This window comes from Winogradskyella sp. 4-2091, from assembly GCF_045765065.1.
Classification (GTDB): Bacteria; Bacteroidota; Bacteroidia; order Flavobacteriales; family Flavobacteriaceae; genus Winogradskyella.
This window is the reverse complement of record NZ_JBJKOD010000002.1, coordinates 449,911-472,272: the sequence shown is the minus strand read 5'-3', so window position 1 is coordinate 472,272 and position 22,362 is coordinate 449,911. Positions and strand designations below refer to the sequence as shown.

The 22,362-nt window shown below is 30.9% G+C and carries 16 protein-coding genes and 1 pseudogene; 13 read left to right on the top strand and 4 right to left on the bottom strand.

Features of this window, described 5'->3' with window-relative positions; genetic code table 11:
- Positions 1–16: 16 nt before the first annotated feature.
- The 3 genes from ACJBCC_RS04300 to ACJBCC_RS04290 form a co-directional block, all read right to left on the bottom strand.
- Positions 17–1,423: a GspE/PulE family protein gene (locus ACJBCC_RS04300; RefSeq protein ID WP_407556489.1), complete on the bottom strand. Its 1,407-nt coding sequence runs from the start codon at positions 1,421–1,423 to the stop codon at positions 17–19.
- Between the two features lie 481 nt (positions 1,424–1,904).
- A complete protein-coding gene (locus ACJBCC_RS04295; protein ID WP_407556488.1) occupies positions 1,905–2,297 on the bottom strand; it encodes a prepilin-type N-terminal cleavage/methylation domain-containing protein in 393 nt (130 codons plus the stop codon).
- A gap of 84 nt (positions 2,298–2,381) precedes the next feature.
- Positions 2,382–3,068 (bottom strand): response regulator, encoded by a 687-nt coding sequence (locus ACJBCC_RS04290; protein WP_407556487.1) that lies wholly within the window; start codon positions 3,066–3,068, stop codon positions 2,382–2,384.
- A gap of 320 nt (positions 3,069–3,388) precedes the next feature.
- Here ACJBCC_RS04290 and ACJBCC_RS04285 point away from each other — a divergent pair, with 320 nt between their 5' ends.
- The 13 genes and pseudogenes from ACJBCC_RS04285 to ACJBCC_RS04225 all read left to right on the top strand — a co-directional run bounded on the left by ACJBCC_RS04285 (position 3,389) and on the right by ACJBCC_RS04225 (position 20,786).
- Positions 3,389–6,952: a hypothetical protein gene (locus tag ACJBCC_RS04285; RefSeq protein ID WP_407556486.1), complete on the top strand. Its 3,564-nt coding sequence runs from the start codon at positions 3,389–3,391 to the stop codon at positions 6,950–6,952.
- Positions 6,953–6,958: 6 nt separating this feature from the next.
- Complete coding sequence (locus ACJBCC_RS04280) at positions 6,959–12,112, top strand: DUF6443 domain-containing protein (RefSeq protein ID WP_407556485.1); 5,154 nt, start codon at positions 6,959–6,961, stop codon at positions 12,110–12,112.
- Between the two features lie 13 nt (positions 12,113–12,125).
- Positions 12,126–12,833, top strand: a complete 708-nt coding sequence (locus ACJBCC_RS04275) for a hypothetical protein (RefSeq protein ID WP_407556484.1) — start codon at positions 12,126–12,128, stop codon at positions 12,831–12,833.
- 813 nt (positions 12,834–13,646) lie between these two features.
- A complete protein-coding gene (locus ACJBCC_RS04270; RefSeq protein WP_407556483.1) occupies positions 13,647–15,074 on the top strand; it encodes a PKD domain-containing protein in 1,428 nt (475 codons plus the stop codon).
- Complete coding sequence (locus tag ACJBCC_RS04265) at positions 15,046–15,684, top strand: T9SS type B sorting domain-containing protein (protein WP_407556482.1); 639 nt, start codon at positions 15,046–15,048, stop codon at positions 15,682–15,684. The genes ACJBCC_RS04270 and ACJBCC_RS04265 overlap by 29 nt, the downstream gene beginning before the upstream one ends.
- 65 nt (positions 15,685–15,749) lie before the next feature.
- The gene (locus ACJBCC_RS04260; RefSeq protein ID WP_407556481.1) at positions 15,750–16,481 is read left to right on the top strand and encodes a hypothetical protein; all 732 of its coding nucleotides are present in this window, start codon (positions 15,750–15,752) and stop codon (positions 16,479–16,481) included.
- A 4-nt stretch (positions 16,482–16,485) separates the two neighbouring features.
- Positions 16,486–17,145: a hypothetical protein gene (locus ACJBCC_RS04255; protein WP_407556480.1), complete on the top strand. Its 660-nt coding sequence runs from the start codon at positions 16,486–16,488 to the stop codon at positions 17,143–17,145.
- Positions 17,135–17,602: a hypothetical protein gene (locus ACJBCC_RS04250; protein WP_407556479.1), complete on the top strand. Its 468-nt coding sequence runs from the start codon at positions 17,135–17,137 to the stop codon at positions 17,600–17,602. The genes ACJBCC_RS04255 and ACJBCC_RS04250 overlap by 11 nt, the downstream gene beginning before the upstream one ends.
- Entirely contained in the window at positions 17,602–18,879 is a 1,278-nt protein-coding gene (locus ACJBCC_RS04245) for a hypothetical protein (protein WP_407556478.1), read from the top strand. The genes ACJBCC_RS04250 and ACJBCC_RS04245 overlap by 1 nt, the downstream gene beginning before the upstream one ends.
- A 23-nt stretch (positions 18,880–18,902) precedes the next feature.
- Positions 18,903–19,202 carry a hypothetical protein gene (locus ACJBCC_RS04240; RefSeq protein ID WP_407556477.1) on the top strand — a complete coding sequence of 100 codons (300 nt, stop codon included), beginning with the start codon at positions 18,903–18,905 and terminating at the stop codon, positions 19,200–19,202.
- A pseudogene (locus tag ACJBCC_RS04235) lies at positions 19,189–19,266 on the top strand (prepilin-type N-terminal cleavage/methylation domain-containing protein); the annotation flags it as partial. The gene ACJBCC_RS04240 and the pseudogene ACJBCC_RS04235, both read left to right, overlap by 14 nt.
- An 87-nt stretch (positions 19,267–19,353) precedes the next feature.
- Positions 19,354–19,653 (top strand): hypothetical protein, encoded by a 300-nt coding sequence (locus ACJBCC_RS04230; RefSeq protein WP_407556528.1) that lies wholly within the window; start codon positions 19,354–19,356, stop codon positions 19,651–19,653.
- Complete coding sequence (locus ACJBCC_RS04225; RefSeq protein WP_407556476.1) at positions 19,653–20,786, top strand: type II secretion system F family protein; 1,134 nt, start codon at positions 19,653–19,655, stop codon at positions 20,784–20,786. Before ACJBCC_RS04230 ends, ACJBCC_RS04225 begins: the two co-directional genes overlap by 1 nt.
- 410 nt (positions 20,787–21,196) lie before the next feature.
- Here the strand turns inward: ACJBCC_RS04225 and ACJBCC_RS04220 are convergent, their stop codons facing one another.
- Positions 21,197–22,348: an alpha-hydroxy acid oxidase gene (locus ACJBCC_RS04220; protein WP_299098222.1), complete on the bottom strand. Its 1,152-nt coding sequence runs from the start codon at positions 22,346–22,348 to the stop codon at positions 21,197–21,199.
- Positions 22,349–22,362 lie beyond the last annotated feature (14 nt).

The following is a 22,362-nucleotide window of genomic DNA, read 5'->3' as shown; positions in this document are numbered from 1 at the left end:
GCTTATTTTCTAGAGGTTAATCAGAAAGTAAAGCATAAACTTCATCGATTGATGTTATTCCTTCTTCAATTAGTTTAAAGGCATTGTTTTTTAAGGTCGAAATATCATTTTCCTTAATGTAATCATCAATTTGTAAGTCATTATCTTTAATATGTTCTACTAATATTTTTGTTATTGGAATGATTTCGTAAATGGCTTTTCTGCCAGAATACCCTGTATGATAGCAATTATTACACCCTACAGCTTTAAAATGAGTTGTAAAGTGTTTTGGTATTTCAAAATTCGAAGGGAACAACCCCTTTGAGATGTTTGTTTCTTCTTTACAATTATCACATAGTTTTCTAACTAATCGCTGTGCTACGCTTACATTTAAAGTACTGGCTATTAAAAATGAAGGAATTCCCATGTCAATTAATCTAGAAATTGTTGACCAAGCAGAATTGGTATGTATGGTTGATAATACTAAATGGCCTGTTAAGGCAGCACGAATAGCCATATTCGCTGTTTTAGCATCACGAATCTCACCAACCATAATCACATCAGGATCTTGACGTAAAAAAGTACGTAAAGTACTCGCAAAATCAAGCCCTATATTTTCTTTGAGTTGAACTTGGTTAACGCCTTCAAGTGTATATTCAATAGGGTCTTCAATTGTTAAAATATTGGTTTGGTCGTCATTTAACAACTTTAAAGTGGCGTATAAGGTTGTGGTCTTACCTGAACCTGTGGGACCGGAAATCAAAATGATTCCATTTGGTTTTTTAACAGTTTCTTTATAGGTTTTTAGTTCTTCTTCAGTAAAGCCTAATTCTTTTAGTTGAATATGATTAGCATCTTTACTTAAAATACGCAATACTATTTTTTCACCGTGAAGTGTTGGTAAGGAAGAAACACGTATATCAAATTCATTCGTATTTGTTTTTATTGTAATACGACCATCTTGTGGTAAACGTTTTTCAGAAATGTCTAGTCCTGCTTTTATTTTAAGTTTATTTACAATGATTGGATATTCCTGAATCGGAATTATAAACTGTTCTTTCAGTTTACCGTCTAAACGAAAACGTACGCGGCACTTATGTTCATAAGGTTCAAAATGAATGTCACTACTGCCAATGTCTTTGGCTGTAAATAATAGTTTTTCTAAAAAATCCGTACTGTAATGTAAATCTTCGGTTTGGTTTTGATTGCTTTGTCTAAAATTGACACTTAAATATTGTTGAATGTTTCCTGAAGTATCTTCAATCAATTCAATATTTTTATTGAGAACAATCTGTAATTCTTGTTTAAGGTCTTTAGATATTTTATCGGACTTAAATTTTAACGTTCCATTTTTCGCTTCAATTGGGATAATACGATAATGATAAGCCTGTTCACTAGTAATTAGTTGCAATAAAGAAGTTGATATGTTGTAATCTAATGTCAATTATATAGTGTAAATGTTTGGTGTGATACCTAACCAATATGATATATATGTTATCATAAAAAATAAGCTTAAATATCCTGCAAGAGGTACTGTATTATATCTGGATTTATTTTTGAAAATCACATGAATCATAAGTGAGAATATAAGCCCAAATACAAATAAAATAATAAAAGAAATACTTGAAAACGTAAATGCTAATGCTATAAACATAAGACCATCTCCTAGTCCAAAGGTATCAGTGATAGTTGTTCTCAATTTGAATTTTGAATACAAAAAAACCACTGCAATGAGTATTATAATAAACAACACGTTTATTATTATACTCATATAAAATAATTCGGGCAGTATACTATTGTATAATAGAACTCCTGAGGCAAATGCTATAAAAGGGAATAAAAACCAATATACTTTCCTATCTTTTCTGTCCTGTATAAATACCATTATTAGTGCTACTATTAAAATGATTTTAATAATGACCATTTTAGTCCTTTACAATTTGTTTGGGTGCGCCGTTTTCGTCAATCTCCCATACATTAAATACGCCATCACCATCAAAATCAGTTACAGCTGTTGCGCGAGCTTTAAAGCTATTATTTGTGGCACTTAGAATTTCATAGTTATAATTAGCTCTGCCATTTTTATTCACTGTTTTTGGGGCTTCAAAATCTATTTCACTTAATTCAAAAGAATATTTTGAATACATATAAAGATACGTAGTTTGGGAATTATAAATGTGGCTCAATTGCAACTGGGCTTCTGTACTTTTTGCTTTACTAATCAAAGGCATTAGATTTGGTAAAGCTAATAATAGAAGTATGCCAATAATAACTAATACTACTAATATTTCTTGAAGATTATAGGCTTTTACTTTCATTTATAAAGAATTAAAGCTAAATATACTATTAGAGAATTATAGTTTGTAAAATTCTGCCTTACTTTTGGTAATGTTTCGTTTTGCTTATAAAAATCCTTTCTCTAAAATGAGGTTAATAAGCATATCGTCGTCTTTTTGGTTGGCGCTGAATTTTAATCTTAAGTTTCGTTTTCGTTTTTCTATTGCGCCCATCGATAGAGGTAAGTGATTGACTAGGTCTTTTGTTTTTGTACCTTTCCATAATTCATAGAGCATTAATTTGTCTACTGGTTCAATGCTAATATTGCTTGATATTTTTTTTCGTAATAAATTTAGTACGCTAATACTATAATAAGGTTCATTTTTTAGAACTTTTGTTAAGGCATCGAAAATTATTTTACTTTGTACGTCGCCTTTAAGAATCATAGCGTCAGGATTTACATTTTGAAGAACATTGCTCAGTATTAGAGTTTCGTAATGACCTGTAATAATTATGGTTTTTATTTTTGGAAATATTTTCTTGAGTATAATACAAAGGTCTTCGCCAGAGCTGTATTTTCCGTTTTGTAATCTTGGAAGTCGCATGTCTATTAATGCAACGTCTATAGTATCGTTTTTGTTTTGATGAATCTTGCTAATGGCATTGGTAGCTGAGTCAAAACACATTGCAGTAGAGATATTGAGTTTGAAATTAGGATTCATAATTTCAAATTGTTTCAAAAAATTAGAGTAAGCTTCAATGACTGATGGGTGGTCGTCTACTAAGAAAATATTTAGATTTTTTTTAATCATGTAGTTAGGAATTACTATAAGTTAAAATTTGAATTTTGAAGGAAAATTCGTGATTAAAACTATTGATAAATATCGCTTTTTCCTAATATTTTGAATAGAATTAGTTGAAGTCCTAAAATATTAGTGTCAAGTACGGTTTATAGAGTTTTTGAGTATTGAATTATGTCTTAAGATATTTTTAAATAACTAAAAACCTTACAATTAGTTATGTTTTGCATTACTAATTGTAAGGTTTTGTTTTGATTTAATTTTTTATAATTGAGTAGGTTTACAGCTCTTAAAGAAGTTGTTTTATGGTATTGTCTTTTAATTTTTTTAATATGTATAAGGTCTTATTCAATCTATTAGTTTTGTGTTTTTGTTCGTTAAATGCAAATTCTCAAAGTCCATTAGAAAATTCAGGCACAAATTCTGCAAATTCTCAAGATGGATTATTTTCAGATAATGTGGCTACTTCAATTAATTCTCCTACAGCATCTGGTTTTAAAAATAATGTTCAATATCCAGATGTATCTAATACTGGAGGTGTGAATATTAATATTCCTTTATATACCATACAGGATAGAGGTTTAAGTTTTCCTATTGTACTTTCCTATAATCCAAACAATGTGAAAGTTGATAGCAAAGCATCTTGGGTTGGTACAGGCTGGAATTTATTTGCAACAGGAGCTATTACCCGAACTGTAAAGGATTTGCCAGATGATGCCCTATATTCAGTTGTGCCTGCAGTTGATCCTTATCATGGTGTGCCAACTTATCTGGGTTGGTTAAATAATGATTTGGAAGAAGGGTCAAGAATAAAAGAGTTTCCAGAGTCAGAACATTTTAGTCATTATAATGCGACTACAACTACCACGACACAGAATATAACAAATCCGTTTGGATTTGGTCGTTTATTTATGGATTACAGAAGTGCTTTCGGGTTAGTTAGGGACTTGGAGCCAGATGTGTATACATTTAGTGTTGGAAGTGAGCAATTTAGTTTTGTGTTTAATGAAAATGGTGAACCAAAAATTCTTGGATTAAATGACTATAAAATAGAATATACTAAACAAGATTTATTAGACTATTCTGTTCAATATGAACTTGATGAAGGGGGAGAAGTGAGCTATTTTAATTCATTACTTATGTTAACTGATTATAAGCAGATTATAACTGATTTTGTTGTTACCAATCCATCGGGTTATAAGTATTATTTTAATTATTCGGACACCGAAAAAACTAAAACTATACATAAAAAATATATGCTTAACATTGATGCATTCCAAGGGGCTAATAATCCAGATGTTGATAATTCAATTCTAGAAAATGAGGAGCCACAAGCTGAACATATAACTGCGTGGTATTTGTCTAAGATAGTATCACCCAGTGACCAAGAAATGGCGTTTGCTTACAATGATCAATTAATTATAGATAAACCAAAAAACCCCGTTTATCTTGGTTTCTGTGAAACAGGAAATTGTACAGATGAAGATAGAAATAAATATCAAATTTTAGATGATACAAATTTTGATAGAAGAAGTCGCTACGAAGTTTCTTCTAAGTATATAAGTGAAATAGAGACGGATAATGTGAAAGTTACATTTCAAACAGGTTCTTTAAGACTCGATTCTGATGGAGGTTCCACCCTTGGTTCCGTCAATGTTATATCAAAAATTTCGAATAAAACAATATTTAGTTATGATTTAGAGTACAGTTATACCACAGCTTCAGACTGTTCAAATGCTTTAGATGCAAAATGGTGTAAACGACTTTTTTTAGATAAAATTGTTGAAAGACATGGCACGGTAGTAAAGGACGCTTATGATTTTGAGTATAATGATGCTTTTACGCTTCCTTCAAGATTTTCTTATCAACAAGATTTTTGGGGTTACTTCAATGCGAATAATGCTAATAGTTTAATACCGCAACTTTATGTCTATCCAAATAAGAGTGCTATGGAGCGCTACAGAATTTATCCAAATACTAATGAAAGTTTAGAGTATATTTTGCCAGGTGCTAATAGAGATGTAAACGATCAAGCGATTTTGGCTGGAACATTAAAGAAAGTGATTTTTCCAACTAAAGGTTTTAGGGAGTACAGTTTTGAGCCGAATGAATATTTTGATGAAGAGGCTCAGCAAACATTTAAGGGTGGAGGGCTTCGTATTAAGAGCGTAAAGCATAATGATGGTGATGGAACTGATATAGTTAAGAGCTATGACTATATAAGAAATGTTTCGGGGAGTCAACAATCATCAGGGAAACTCTATGTTAATCCGGTTTATGGTGTGGCTACAAATTATTTTAGATTACCAGGTACCACAATTTATAATTATATGGGTGTTTATAGGTCGGTAAACTATACACCTTCAAACCTTCCTAATATTTCAGGATTTGCCCCTGCCCCAATAACATTTACTTCAGGTGAAGCAAATCCAGATTTTGGTGATCAAAATTATGTAATTACAGATTATGACCATTGGGATAAATATACCAAGAGAGGTTCTCATTCTTTTAATAAATCTGAGAATTCAAACGGTTCTAGTGTTTTGTATACAGATGTTGTTGAATACATTGAAGGAAATGGCCGTGTTGAGCATAAATTTTATGAGCCTACTACTTATGATATTCATCAGACAGAAATTCAAAAGGGATTTCAATCTTCCTCAATTTATGGAAATATCGCTACAAACCCAAATGGATTTTTTAATGGACAAAAATGTTCTTTTTATAGTCCTAATTATGCTGATGGTTTAGGAACAATGTTTACAGGTAATTTAGAAACAAACGACACTAATCCATCATATTCACCTCTAGATAATAACCAAGGTACTTTGGGTTATGCAGTATCTCCATTTCCGCCAATGAGCAGGTCAGAAAGTAGTCTGGAATATTTTAGAGACAAAAAACAATCTGTTACTGTTTATTCTGAGGATGGGTTAAAATTAAAAGAAAAACTATTTCTATACGAGACCTTTAGAGATGAAGATGAAATGGTGTATGGTATTGTATTTCGAAATTATGAGACTCTATGTAATAATTATTATTTGAATCAAAATTGGTTCGCATGGGCTAAATATCATTATATAACAAATGCGGAAGCACAGTTAAGTGAAGTCATAACAAGAAGTTATGATCAGGGTGATGATACTCGTTTTCACGAAAAGATAGATAAAATGTATTATGATAATCACCCAGAAAATAGTTTGTTAACTAGAACTGAATTTACAGATAGTAAAGGGGATAGTTATGAAACTAGGACTTTCTATCCAAATGACGACGAAGCTTATACTTTACCGAACGTACCTACATTATTATCTAATCATAGAATAGATACTCCAATTAGACAAGAAATAAAAAAGGAAGGGACTATTTTGATTACTAAAGAGAATGAATATAGCGACTTTGGATATAATAATATATCCAAAAAACGAGTGCTAACTAGTAAAGGAAGTGGAGGTTTAGAAGAGGGAACTGTTGTGGATTTAAGAGATGAATATGGCAATATTACGCAGTATCGTACTAAAGATGATGTTTATCATGTAACGCTTTGGGATTATAATAAATCATATACTGTTATGACCATTGACAATGTAACATATTCTCAAGTTAATACTTCATTACAGAGTAACACAGGTAAAACGTTAGATGAAGTTATAGCTTATGAAAGTGAGGCATCAATGATTAGTTGGCAAAACGACATTAGAGATAGTTTAGTAAGCGATGGTTATAATGTAGAAATCACGAGCTATACTTATGCCCCCTTAGTAGGTGTTACTAGTATTACAGATACCAGAGGTTATACTACATATTATACTTACGATGATTTTAATCGATTACAATTTGTTAAAGATAATGACGGAAATATTTTAAGCGAAAACAGATATAACTATAAAAACTAAACCGCAATGAAAAAGCATATTCTTTATATATTTTTGTTCTTCTCTCTTATAGGCGCGACAAAGTTGACTCAGGCACAAGCCTGTGTAGATAGTTATAAAAACCATAAGTTGGTATACCTTGGTAATGAGACTAGTGCGATTAATTACTGTAACATAGCTCCTAGTGATTCTGGAGAAAAATATAATCTCTGGTTACAGTCTAAACTTGAGATTAATAAGGTATATAGAATAAACGGAACTTACTATTATGTTAAAAACGCGTATGATTCTCAAAGTTCAGATGAAGATTATACATTAGGATCTTCTTCTTACCCCTTATCTGTTGAGCCAGCTCAATTCTGTAATTACGCTTCTATATCAAACCCATGTACCAATTCAACTTATAAATATCATAAAATGATTAATGTTGGTACTACCATAGAACAAGCTGTTAATTATTGTAATTATGATGCGGGACCAGGAGAAGGAACAAAATATAATATTTCTTTAATTCAAAAACTTCAACAAAACGAAATTTATAAATATGGAAGTAGCTACTATTTTGTTATTTATTCGTCTAACTCAGCAACTTCAGATGAAGATGAAACCATTTCTAACGGAGACGCCTTTCAATTGCAGTCATTTTGCGATGATGCAGAAATAGGTCATGTTGATGTAACGAGTAATGAAAATTATATTTTAAATATTACCTATAAACAGCCATTTCAAAGTCCAGAAGCTATAAATTTAAATGTTACGGATGATGATAAAAATGAAAGTATTACTTATTATGATGGCTTAGGTAGAGCGAAACAATCAATAATAAAACATGGAGGGGGTAATGGAGAAAATATATTAACACCAATTGTTTATGATGAGTTTGGGAGACAATCCAAAAACTATTTGCCATATGCCTACACATCTGGGAATAGTTCCCTAGATTATGTTAACAATAGTACAGTTTTAAATAATTTGAATGATTACTATTTAAATGAATTCCCTGAGTCTCAAATAAATTCTACAACAATAAATGCTTATTCAGAAAATATTTTTGAAGACTCTCCATTAAACAGAGTTTTAGAACAAGGCTCTCCAGGTTCGGCATGGGAATCAAATAATGGACACACAGTGAAATTATCACTCAAAACCAATGGTTTTGATGAAGTAAAACAATTCTCAGTATATCATTCTAATGATGACACAGAACAAACCAATTTAATTTATGACGGGTTTTATTCAGAAAAGCAACTGAACAAAATTATAACTAAGGACGAAAATTGGCAAATAAATCAACTTTATAATAAAGATCACACTTCAGAAGAGTTTAGAAACAATCATGGACAGGTTGTTTTAAAACGTACTTATGTAAATAATGAAAAACATGATACTTATTACGTTTATGACGATTATGGAAATCTTACATATGTACTGCCACCCGAAGCTTCAGATGAGATATTAGTATTAGGAGATCAACAATTTAGAGTGGCTTCTCAAACCAACTACTCATGGGTAAATTTGGCTAATGTAGATGCAGAATTTGCGGAACAATATAATAAAGAATTAAGTGATTATAGTAATGCCTCTATATTAAATGCAGATATAGAGAATGCTTATAATGGACAAGGTGGTTTTACAGTAACAACCTTTTCAGATAGCGATTTAGTAACCTTAAACATCAGTTTTTCTGTTTTAGAAGCATTGGATCTTAAAAAAGGAGAGTTATTATCTTTAAAAGCATACGGAAACTATAAAGATACTGAACTTGGTGAGTTAATAGGGGCTGATTACGCATATTATTTTAGTATTAAAAATAATAGTATTTATATTGAAGGTGAAGGTAAATTATCTGCTATAAATCAGAGCTATAGTTCAACTCAAACGCTTAGTTATCGGTTAAACTATACGTGGCCAATGCTAAGTGCTGTAGACGCTGATTTTGCGAAGAATTTTGATGATGAACTTAGAGATTATGCTAAACAAAATAATTTAAGCCCTCTAAATGTTTATTTAGAGAATGAGTATGGCGCACAAGGAGGTTTACAGGTTTTAGTAGATGATGATGATAATGTAACGCTCAATTTTAATGTAAACAGTAATACAAGTTTATCGCTTAACAGTGATTTATCAATAGCCTTAGACTTAAAAAGACGACTTACAGATAGAAGTCTAGGGTCAATTTCAGGACAAGGCTTTAGCTATGAGTTTTACTTAAAGGATAATACTTTGTATGCAAGAGGCGAAGGTGTTTTTACAATATTTAATGGTAATCTATTTTCTTCCCCAATTCTAACAGATTCTATTATTGAACTAGAAACTATAGAAGGACTTTGTTATATCTATCATTACGATTCTAGAAATAGACTTATAGAAAAAAAGATACCAGGTAAAGATTGGGAGCATATTGTATATAATAAATTAGATATGCCTATACTAACTCAAGATGGAAAACAGCGTTTAGATGGTATTTGGCTATTTACAAAATACGATGTTTTTGGTCGTGTTGTTTATACGGGTACTTATAAGGATGGTAGAAACGATAGGTATTATATACAAAATACCTTAGTTAATAATCATATTACGCAATATGAATCTAAAACAACTTCTGCGACTATTATGTCTGATAATACAGCTGTGTATTATACGGCAGATGCGTTTCCAAACAACGGAGCTCAGGAAATATTGACCATCAATTATTACGACGATTATAATTTTAATATACCATCTGAATTAGGTGGTTTTCAAAATACGTATAGCCAAACTACCGCTACAAATACAAAAACGTTAGCGACTGGGAGCAAAGTACGTGTTTTAGATACAGATTCTTGGATAACTACGATTAGTTATTATGATAACAAAGCAAGACCAATTTATGTGACAAGTTACAATGCGTATCTTAATACCATAGATAACGTATCAAGCCAATTAGATTTTGTGGGTAATGTAGAAGAGACTGCAAGTACTCATATTAAAGATAGCAATTCACCAATTACTATCGAAGATAGGTTTACTTATGATCATGTAGGTAGATTATTAACCCAAGTTCAAATAATTGAAAATAACGAAGAACTTATTGTAAATAATCATTATGATGAATTAGGGCAATTAAAGCGTAAAGATGTCGGTGGTGTGGCAGCTTCTTCAGCTCCAGAGGAATCTCAGGGATTACAGTCTGTAGATTATAGCTATAATATAAGAGGATGGCTTAAAACTATAAACAATGACAATTATTCTGATAATGATTTGTTTAATTTTGAATTAAGATATAACAATCCTTTAGAAGGAACTGCATTGTTCAATGGAAACATCAGTGAAACCTATTGGGAAACTGCCAATGATAATAACCTTAGAGGTTATGATTATAGTTACGATGCTTTAAATAGAATTAAGCTAGCAAACTACCATGGGGATTACGAATTAGTTGATTATTTAGGTCAATATGAGGACTATAGTATAATAACAGCTAGTGATGCAGCAGCTACAGAAGAGGGTATTAAATACGATAAAAATGGAAATATAATGCGTTTGACGCGTATGGGCTTACAAGACTCTAATAACCAAGTGGATATTATTGATGATTTAGTTTATACTTATGCACCAAAGAGTAATAAATTGGTTTCGGTAAACGATAATGGTACAGACGATGGTTTTAAGGATGGCAATTCTGGTGAAAATGATTATCTTTATGATATTAATGGAAACATGACCCAAGATTTGAATAAAGGTATTACAGACATAGAATATAATTATTTTAATTTACCAACCAAGGTAGAGATAAATGGCCCTCTATTTACAAGTGAAGACCATAATGGTATTATCTCCTATGTTTATGACGCAACTGGCGTTAAATTAGAGAAACGTGTAGATACTTATTATTCTAAAAATATTATTAGTGTTGAAGCTACGCAATATGCAGGTGGTTTTATTTATGAAAAGAATGGAAATCTTAGCGAACAACCTTCTCAGCTAAAGTTTTTCACTCATCCAGAAGGATATATAGAGCCTAATAATAGTGGTACATACAATTATGTATATCAATATAAAGACCATTTAGGGAATATTAGACTTACATATGCAGACTCGGATGGGAATGGAAGTATAGACGCTTCAACTGAAATAATCAGCGAGAAAAATTATTACCCATTCGGCATGACCCAATCTGGATATAACAATGTCGTGAGTGCGAATGCCAACTTTATTGGGGAGAAATTTGGATTTAATGGGATGGAAATGCAGGACGAACTTGGGTTGAATTCATATGATTTTGGTTGGAGAAATTATGATGCTGCTTTGGGTAGATGGTTTGGTATTGACCCGCTAGCTGAGTTTATGCCCAGAGTTTCTACTTACTCGTATGCTTTTAACAACCCTATTCTTTTTATTGATGTTGCAGGTATGCTACCTATGGGACCTGGTGATAGAATTCAAGCAGCAAAAAAATCTGCAAAGAATGATAAACGAACATACGCAATGGTTTCAGGGTCAGCAGCCTATAATGATGATTATGTGGATTGTTCAGAATTTGCTCTAGAAATAGCATTATTAGATGGTTATAATCCTGGGAGAGATAGTAGAAGTCAAGCTAGCTATTATCAAGGTAATGGTATATGGCTTACAAGTCCATCTCAAATTAAAGCAGGTGATTTTCTTTTTTGGAGAAAACCTGGTACAACTAGAATATCCCATACTGGAATAGTAACCCGAATTAACTCTGACGGCACATTACATATTATACAATCAACTGTTAACGGAGGTGGAGTAAGTATCAATGGTAAGTCTAATGCTAGTTCTGATGGCACTCTTTGGAAAGGTACAAAATATCAATTAGATTTTGTAGGTGCAGGTAGACCAGCATCAGAACCGAGTAGATTAGATTATAATACAGAAACTGAATACAAAGATGCGCTAAGAGCATTTGTGAGTGAGAGCAATAGAATTAAACTGGAGAATTTTGATATGATGGAAACCAAAGAAGCAGCTCAGATAGCAGCAAATAGACCTAAAGTGTCATCTGTTGTTACTATAACACCAGCACCAATTACACCGATTCCTATATTACCTAGCGGAACGATAAATCCAATACCAATACCAATACCAACACCTAGCCCTAGTCCAACACCTAACCCTAGTCCAATGCCAATAGTGCCGCCAACACCAAGACCTGATAGTGGAAATGGCTTTTAAAATAGAATTAATTATGAAGAATATAGTACTAACATTTTTACTAGTAATATTTTGCTTTAGTTGTGCTGAAAAGACAAAAAAAGAAGAAAATTTAGAGGAAAAACTTATTACATCTAAAAATATAGCCCTAGAGAATCATAAAGATGAGGAGGCACTAAGTGTTTCTGAAAAACCCAGTAATGTATTCTTATTAGGCAAAAGTAAAAATGACTTTTTATTTTATTGTGAATCAATGAGTTATTTATCTATTGGAGATTTTGATATTAAGAAAATAAAAGAAGTTAATTTAAAAAAGTTGAAAAAAGATTATAACAGTTTTTTTTCTGATAAATGCAATAAACCTGTCAATGAAGTTTTTTATATGCAAAGTATAGAATCTTCCTTGTGCAATGGTATTTTTTATATAATATATGAAGATGAGATGACTTCTTTGAAGATGTTCTATTTTGATGAAAAAGGGAGCTATATTAATAATTTAATATTAACAGGAATATATGATGATACCGCAGGTTTATATTCTGAATATAAATCCACCTTTAAGGATGAAGATAAGACTTTAATTCAGCTAAAAGTTAACAATATGATAGATGCTTATGTAGATGAAAATAACTATAGTGAGATAATAGATTCTATAAAAACGGTATATTCTTTAAGGGATAAAAAACTAATAAAAATAAAATCAGATAGTATTAGGAGTACAAAAACTTTTAATCAAAAATAATTTAAAGATGCCGTCATTAGCTTTACATACAGTAAAGCAATAAAAAATAAAGCCACTCTGTAACAAGAGTGGTTTTTTAGTTTAAAGAATAGACTGAATTTTACCCCAGCTACCGCTAGTTTGTAACTAGTGGCGAGTATGAGTAAGAAGCACAAAAGTTATGACAACAAAAGTCATGGCTTTTGTTTTTTACAAAAAGTTGCAACGTTGTAGTTTCTTTACGGCTACTAAGCACAGCTTAGCGGTAGCGTTTTTAGTTTAAAACATTTATTATATTTAACTATGAGCAGAAACTACAAGTTCCATAACAAAGCAGGTTTATATTTTGTGTCCTTCGCAAATGTAAATTGGATAGACGTTTTTACAAGACAAGTATACTTTGATGTTTTAGCAGATAGCATAAGTTACTGCTGAGCAGAAAAAGGGATGGAGTTATATGCCTATTGTTTTATGCCAAGTCATTGTCATTTGTTTTTTAGGTCTACAAACTATGATCCTTCTGGTTTACTTAGAGATTTAACAAGACATAATGCAAATAAAGTTATAGATAACATTGTTTTTTGAGGGACTAAACCTCATAGCACTTTACATTATATTTTTCTTTAGTTAAAATGTTGTACCAATCTATAATTTGTAGCACTTTTATTACAAAATATTTAATTTTTTTAAACGATTGACAAAGAGAATGAAAAGCTTAATTATGTGTAATTTTTCTTATAAAATAAATTTATTTAAAATAAAGCCATTTTACTTACAAAAACTCGTAGGACTTCCTATATAATTAGTAACTTGGTTATAGCTAATAAATGAACCATGTTAAAAAAACTTAGTCTTTTATTTTTCTTTCTACTTTCTTTATTTGCCGAAGCCCAAGGCGAAGCCAATAATTGGTATTTTGGTAGAAATGCTGGCTTAGACTTTAATTCTGGCTCTCCAACAGTTTTACTCGATGGAGCATTAGATACTAATGAAGGTTGTGCCGCTATATCTAATACAGATGGTAATCTTCTCTTCTATACAGATGGTATTACGGTATATAATAGCAATCATGCTATTATGCAAAGTGGTACCGATTTAGGTGGTAATCCATCTAGTACACATTCTGCAATTGTGGTACCCAAACCAGATGAGCCAGATCAGTATTATATTTTTACTGTAGATATTTGGAATAGTTTTAACGCATATGGTCTAAGTTATTCAGAAGTAGATATGACCTTAGACAATGGTTTGGGAGCAGTTACTGATGTAAAAAACATACAATTAGAACCTGTAGTGCATGAAAAAGTTATTGCCATATTAAATGAAAATCAAGATGGGTATTGGGTAGTAAGTCATCGTCACGATAGTAACGAATTTCTTGCTTATGAAGTAACTGCTTCAGGCGTTAATACATCTCCTGTAATTAGTGCTGTAGGATCTCAAACAGGTTTTTTCTTAATCACAGGGCAAATTAGAATATCTCCAAACGGTAATAGACTAGCTGTTGCAAGAGGAGGTGAGGTGCAAGTCTTTGATTTTGATAACGCAACGGGTGTTATTAGTAATCCCATAACTATAGATAATATTGTTAGCTCTTACGGTATTGAGTTTTCACCTAGTGGAAGGTTTTTGTATGTCGCTTGTTATGAAGGTCTTTATCAATTTGATTTACAACAGATAACAGAAGCGGATATAATGGCTTCAATAATTCCACTAATAGAACTACCTGGTGAAGGTTTTACGTCTATGCAAATAGCACCAGATGGAAAGATATATGTGGCTAGAACTTTTCGTTATTATTTGGGTGTAATTAATAATCCTAATACTCTTGGTTTAAATTGTAATTATGTTGACCAAGGTGTCTATTTATTGGGTAGAGAGTCAACTTTGGGTTTACCTACATTTATGCAATCATTTTTTAATGTGGGATTTGAGGCAGAAGATGTTTGTGAAGGAAATACCTCAAGTTTTACAGCAAATATATCACAAGCCTACGATAGTCTTATTTGGGATTTTGGAGATGGTACTACGTCTACAGATGGAAACCCTACGCATACGTATGCTGTTGCAGGAGACTATGAGGTGTCGCTTTCAGTAACTTCTGGTTCCGAAAACTCTTTAGATGCCAAAACCATTACGGTTTATGAAAATCCAATTGTTGCTCCTTTAGTAGAATTAAGACAATGTGATGACGATTTAGATGGGTTTAGTAATTTTAATCTTAACGAAGCCAATGCGGATTATTGCAGACTTTGGTTATGATTATTACAATTGGTCTACAGGTGAAACAACACGAATAATTACGGTTGATGAGCCGGGTGATTATACCGTTACTGCGACTAATGATTATGGTAGTCTAGTTTGTAGTACTGATAAAACAGTTAGTGTAATCATTTCAAATAGAGCATTAATAACTAGTGTTGAAACTGTAGATTGCACGCAAAATAATAACGAAATCTCTGTGTTTGTTGAAGGTTACGGAGATTATGAGTATTCAATAGATGGGTTTAATTATCAAGACCATAATGTATTTACTAATTTAAGTATAGATAACTATACCGTTTTTGTAAGAGATAAAAAAGGATGTGGTACTACAGCAGAAGAGGTTTTCTTATTATACCACCCTAAGTTTTTTACACCTAATGGTGATAACGTTAATGAATATTGGCAAATTATTAATTCTGATAAAGAGCCAACTAATGTACTTTATATTTACGATCGCTACGGTAAACTAATTAAGAAACTTAAACCAACTGATATTGGTTGGGATGGGACTTATAACGGAAATATGTTACCTACTAGTGATTATTGGTTTGTATTGCAACGCCAAAATGGTAAAACTTATAAAGGACATTTTACATTGAAAAGATAGGAAACCTAGTAATTTTCTTTAATTTTAAACAGCCATTAGATTCAGGTAAATATTTAAATATAAATATGGTAAGAAAGATAACATTTATTTTATTGTTGATTCTAATATATAGTTGTAAAACTATTTCTGTAGGTGATGATAATCAGGTTACTACTACTCAAAATATAATGTTAGGTATGATTGGAGAAGATCAACAATTTATTCTAGAGCGAGATTATAACCATACAGCTATACCAGTATATAATCATCCATTAAAAGTTCAATGGAATATTCAACACTTTAATAAGTCTACATATAAATTTTTTTCTAAAGCAGCAATAAATCAAAACACTCAATTTTCAATTGATTATTCAGATTCGTTATTAAACAAACCTCAATTTCTAAAATTAGAATTATCAGATAGAGTTAGTATTTTGAATGCACTCAATTCAAAAATAAATAAAGAAATTAAAGACTACATTTTTAATAAGAAAGATGCTCATTTAATAACCTCTATTTCAATAGCTTTAGATAAAAATAGATTAAAGGAATTATTAAATGCAGATGAAGTGTTTTTAGAAGCGACAGGTGTTAAGTCTTATGCTTTAAAGACTTATAAAAAAGGAGAATTGCAAACGGTTTTAAGTTTTAATGAAGGTGTAATATTCGCATACAAAGCTTCAAATTTCTGTTGGCAGGAAAATGATAAACATCAGTTGGAAATTGTAGATATTGTAGAAAGCACAAATAGGTGTCCTAATAAAACATACAGATCTGCCACGCGGGCTAAAAAGAAAATAAATTATTACAAATTATAGGTAAATGAAGAGAGTAGTATTAATTTTAGTATTGTTATTTGTTTTTAGCTGTGATGATATTATTGAAGTCGAAGATATTTCAAATGAAATAGTCACTGTCTTAGCGCCTACGGAAGCTTCAGTTTTATCAGATACAACGATTACTTTTTCGTGGAATGAAGTTGAAGAAGCAGAAAGTTATAGATTGCAAATTGCTGCACCAAATTTTGAAAATGCATCGGCTATTGAAGTAGATTCTTTAGTGACATCTTCAGGTTTTTCAAAAGCTTTAGAAGCAGGTAATTACCAATGGCGTATACGAGGCGAGAATTCGGGTTATCAAACCCTTTATACAACTCAAAGTTTTAGCATTACAGAAACTGATGAGGTTGACATTTCTAATGAGGAAATTAGTTTATTGGCTCCTGCAGATAATCTTATTTTTTCTACTACAGATACGGTTAGTTTTTCTTGGGAGGTGGTATTAAATGCTGAAGAATATGTGTTTCAAATTGCTACCCCAGATTTTGAAAATGCCATTGAAATAATAGAAAATGAAATAGTGAGTTCAACGAGTTTCTCAGTGTCTAGTCTAGAAGTTCAAGATTATGAATGGCGTGTTAAAGCACAGAATTCAGAATACGAAACAAATTACACAACTCAAAGTTTTTCTATTGAAGAATAAAACTAAAACATACATATTAATAGCGATAGTTATTGCGGTATGGGGAACTATTGGATATAAGATTCTTAATGGTGTCAGTCCAAACTTGGCTGAGATAACTCAGGATGAATTTGATGTTTCTTTTAATCCAAAAACTAATATTGAAATAGATACTTTCTCTATTGAGAATATAGAAAGAGATCCTTTTTTAGGAATACTAAGAAATAAGAAGAATAAAACTTCTACAAAGCTAGCTAGATTAATCAAAAATGAAAAAGATAATAGTCCACTTATTGTATATAGCGGATTGATAAGGAAACAAAACTCTTCAGGTCTTGTATTTATTGTTAATGTAAATAAAAATCAATATCTTCTAAAAAAAGGACAATCAGCAGATAGTGTAAAATTGATAAAAGGAAACGAAAAAGAAATTACTATCCGTTATAGAAGTAAAAATAAAACTATAAAACGTCAATAATGTATTGGTTAAAGTTAAAGGCAGGCGCATTACAATTAACCCTATTTATTGCAATAGTTATTGCTTTGTTGCTTACCGCTTTTATTCTTTTGGTTCAAACCCATAAACGATTCAGAATACAAAAGGATTTTATTGTTGAAACCGTACAGACTACAAATAAAGGAATTATCTATTCACTTGATAATAGTATAAGACTAAACGATACAACTTCTATTGATTTAAAAGATGAAGATTATAAAAGCTTAAAAGTACATTGTGAGTTTTGGGGTGTTTTTGAAAAAGTAATTTCTATTTCAAAAATAAAAAATAATACAATAAAAAAAGTAGCAATAATTGGAGGTATGCAACCAAAAAAAGATAGATTAGCCTTATATCTCCAAGATAATAATAAGCCTTTGGTACTTGTAAAGGATACCAAAATTAATGGTTTGGTTTACCTACCTAGACAAGGTGTAAAACCAGGTACAATTTCTGGGGAATTTTACTATGGATCAAAGTTAATTTATGGAGAAAGTAGAATAGCGCAGAATTTGCCTCAATTCTTCTCAGAATCTAATAAGCAATTTACAGATATTGAACATATAATTTCTAATGCAAAAGAAGGTCAATTCTTGGAAATTAAAGATAATGAAACGTATAAAAATTCTTTTTTTAAGCCTACAAAATTTATGTTTTCAAGTAGCGAGATTTATCTTGGTAATCTTTCTTTAATTGGAAATATCATTGTTCAGTCTAAAACAAAAATAGTAGTTGATTCTTCATGTGTGTTGAAAGAAGTCATACTAATTGCGCCAGAAATAGAAATCCAAAATAATGTAAAAGGAAATTTTCAGGCCATTGCTTCCAAAAATATAATAGTAGGTGAACATGTTGAGTTAGGTTATCCATCTGCTCTTGTAATAAATAAAAAACAGCTAATACAAGCTGATAAAAAGGATATTAATGAAGGACAAAATAAAATCACTGTTAATAGTAACACAATTATAAAGGGAATGATTGTTTATATAGACGCATCTACTATTAATAATTTCAAAGCCCAAGTAGAACTAAAAGATAAAGCCACAATAATTGGTGAAGTTTACTGTAATAAAAATTTAGAATTAAAGGGAAGTGTGAAAGGTAGTGTTTTTGCTAATAATTTTATAGCCAAACAATCGGGTTCGGTTTATCAAAACCACATTTATAATGGGTCTATAATAGCTAGTGAATTACCACAAGAATATATTGGGCTTTTGTTTGAAAATTCAAAAAAAGGAATCGCTAAATGGTTATACTGAAAAAAATTAAAGCATCTACTTTAATGGAGACTTTGGTAGCCACAGTATTGATAGTCATCATATTTATGATTTCGAGTTTGATATTGAACAATCTCTTTTCTAATTCCATTAAAAACAATACCAGAGATATAGAATCACATCTCTCGGAATTACAATATTTATATGAAAATGATAAACTTGAAATTCCTTATAATGAAGATTTTAAGGAATGGCAAATACTTGTTGTTAATTATAAAGAAAACAACATTTTAATTGTTGAATTTGAAGCTACAAATAGAAATACGTCAAAAATCATTTTAAAAGAAATTATTGAAACTGAATAAGAAAATAAAGGCATTTACGTTAAGCGAAATGATTATAGTACTTATTTTAACGAGTATTGTAGTTGGAATGGCGTTTTCTGTTTTAAACTTAGTCCAAAGGCATATGCATAGTATCCAGCATAATTTCAAAAAGACTACTGAGTTAAACAAGTTGGAAGCAGTATTAAATTTAGATTTTAACCGATATTCTAAGGTAAGTTATAATGGACTAGAAAATGAGATTAATTTTTCATCACCTATAGATTCAGTTAGCTATCAGTTTTATGACAATATGATTATTAAAGAAACGGATACTTTCAATATTCAGTTACAAAACAAGTTGTTTTTAATTGATGGAGAAAAAGTATTAAATGGTAAAATGGATGCTATTAAATTAGTGACTTCAAGGGATTATCAAAATCAAGTGCTATTCATATATAAAAAGAATGATGCTTCAAATTATATGGATTAATGGCATTTCAATTAGATAATATTACTAAAGCTGTAAAAAAGTTAGAAGAGAGAGAAGTTTCATCATCTTTTTTGCAGAAAGAAATTACATTTTTTGGAAGTACATTTTCTAATAAAATAAAAGAAGATTTTTATACAGAACTTGGTGTATTGATTAAAGCAGGTATTACATTAAAAAATGCCTTAGAGCTTGTTGAAAATTCACAAAAAAAGAAACTAAATAAACAATTACTTAGAGAAATATCTAAAGATATTATTTCAGGATTAAGCTTATCCGAAGCTGTAAGGCAAAAGAAACAATTCACAGAGTATGAATATTATTCTTTAAAAATTGGAGAGGAGACAGGTACACTTCAATTAGTGACAGAACAGTTGGGAGCATTCTTTGCCAGAAAAAATGAGCAAAGACGAAACTTAGTTAGTGCATTAACGTATCCAAGTATCATATTAACAACGGCCACTTTAGTTGTGGCTTTTATGCTCTATTACGTTGTGCCAATGTTTCAAGATATTTTTGAACAGCAAAAAGTAGAACTTCCTGCAATCACAGAATTTATTATTAGCACTTCTGAATTCATTAAATCTTATGGATGGTTGCTAGTAACTATAATAATAGGTCTTATCATTACTAGAACATTTTTCAACAAGAAAAAAGGGTTTAAAAAACTGAAAGATAATATGATTCTAAAGATTCCATTTATTGGTGATTTTGTAAAGACTGTTTACTTATCTCAATTCACCCAAGCCATAGCCTTATTGACGGCTTCTAAGGTACCAGTAATCAATAGTATTCAATTGGTAAAACAAATGATAGACTTTTACCCTTTACAGAATGCTTTAGAGGCTGTTGAGCAAAGTATTTTACAAGGCCATTCATTAAGTAAAAGTTTGAGTCAACATAAACTATTTGAAGATAAAATGATAGCATTAGTTAAAGTTGCTGAAGAAACCAATCAAAACGAGTTTATTTTTGAACGTTTAAATACACAATATAATACTCAAGTACAGCAAAAGTCTAAATTACTATCTACAGTTTTAGAACCATTTATTATTTTGATTGTTGGTATTTTAGTTGGTGTTATTTTGATTGCTATGTATTTACCGATGTTTAAATTGAGTAGTGTTTTGGGATAGTTTTATGATTGATGCTCAAACCTTTCTACATAAATAATCCTTAATATTACTTTTTTTGGTTAATAATTTTGACGCAATCATGCTATATGAGTAAATAACACGCTCTATTGCTCTAAAAATGTCAATACAAGTGGGACCACTTTTTAAATGAAGCCTTACAGAAATGTGAGGCTTTTTTTATTTCAAACAAACAATGAATAATTTTAAATTATTGAATAAGAGGTTTTTACCTGAAGTCTAAAACCGCGGAGCTTTTAAATCATTTTATATTGAGTAGATTCTTAATGAAGTAAACCTTAAACCATTATTTAAAAGTTTACTTTAAGGATATTAAATAAAAAAAAGCCGCTCCCTACAGCGGCTTTTCTTCTAGGAATAATTGTATGTTAATGACAATTATTATTTTAAGATTATTTAATTACTATATGTTTTGGTAAATCCTCAACACGTTCACAGCATAGTTGCTCCATAACTTGTTGAAATTCGCGTTTCATTAAAGAAATAGTATGGTTTCCTCCTTCTTTTCCTAATGCTCCAACACCATACATAAAACTACGTCCCATAAATGTAAATTCTGCTCCATTTGCCATTGCTCTTGCAATATCTGGACCACCACGTAAACCAGAGTCTACCATGATTTTTATCTCATTCTTAAATTTTTTTGCCAAATGTGTCATGGGTACAATTGAAGATTGACCAGCATCTAATTGTCTCCCACCATGATTAGATACAATTAATCCATCGACACCTAAATTAATCGCTTTTTGAGCATCTATTTCATTTACAATACCTTTAATAACTAATTTCCCTTTCCATTGATCTCTTATAGACGCTATTCTGTCTTCATTTAAACGACCAGAAAAAGTAACATCCATAAATTCACCTAATTTTTTTAAACTTAGTCCTTTAGGCATATATTTTTCCATCGTTTTAAAAGCGGGTTGTCCGTGTATTAAAGTTTGAATAGCCCAATCTGGTTTTCTAAAAACTTCAATAATATTTTTTAGACTCATAGATGGTGGCATGGCTAAGCCATTTCTAACATCTCTAGGTCTGTAACCAAATGTTGGTACATCTGCTAGAATGACTAAAACATCAGTTCCTGCATGCGCCGCCCTATCTAATAAATCTCTCTTTACTTTTTCTTCAGCAGGATGATAAAGTTGAAACCAAGATTTTCCTTCGGTTAATTCTGCAACACGTTCAATACTAGATGTGGTTACTGTACTTAGTATAAAAGGAATGTTATGACTGAAAGCTGATTTTGCCAAAATTTCTGGTGAATTTGGCCACATTAAACCCTGTAAACCAACAGGAGCAATTCCAAAAGGAGCGTCGTAAGTGTGCCCAAACAATTCTGTTTTTAAATTAGATTTGTCAAATTTTGATAAATATTGTGGCATCAATTCAATTTTCTGAAGATCAGTACGATTTTTATCTAAATTTATATCTTCATTACATCCACCATCTAAGTATTCAAAAGCGAATTTTGGCATTTTAACCATCGCTCTTTTTCTTAAATCTGTTACTGAAGGATATTTGGGATTTATTTTTATTTCCATTTTAAAATTTCTAA